This is a genomic window from Kordia jejudonensis (genome assembly GCF_001005315.1).
Lineage (GTDB): Bacteria > Bacteroidota > Bacteroidia > Flavobacteriales > Flavobacteriaceae > Kordia > Kordia jejudonensis.
This window is the reverse complement of record NZ_LBMG01000202.1, coordinates 1-447: the sequence shown is the minus strand read 5'-3', so window position 1 is coordinate 447 and position 447 is coordinate 1. Positions and strand designations below refer to the sequence as shown.

The window sequence follows — 447 nt, the reverse complement described above, 5'->3', positions numbered from 1 at the left end:
CTGGCGCAGGAGAAATCAACAATGTAAATGCATACAGCAATATCACGCCAAATTCGCAAGTTATTTGGGTGCGTGTGGATGATTTAACTACCAGCTGTTTTAGAGTCACCAATCTTACCTTGATTGTCAATGAATTACCAATACTTGTACAATTGCCAGGTTTAGAAACCTGTGATGCGGTAAGTTTAAATGACGGTGTCGAAGTATTTGATCTTTCATCACTCTCAGAACAATTACTCAACAATGCGCCAGGGATTAGTTTGGACTACTTTGCCAATGCAGCTGATTTGGCGAGTAATACGCCAATTGCAGATCCTGCTAATTACAGCAACACTGAAATTGGAGTACAAACTATCTTTGTATTAGCGACCAATGATACTACAGGCTGTCAAAACACCATTACTTTTAACATAACAGTTAATCCATTGCCAAGTCCAACCCTAAATC

1 protein-coding gene is annotated in these 447 nt (G+C 39.4%); it reads left to right on the top strand.

What is annotated here, in order from left to right; genetic code table 11:
- Positions 1–447 (top strand): hypothetical protein (locus tag AA089_RS25395; RefSeq protein ID WP_046759434.1); only part of this gene is annotated, 447 nt, incomplete at both ends.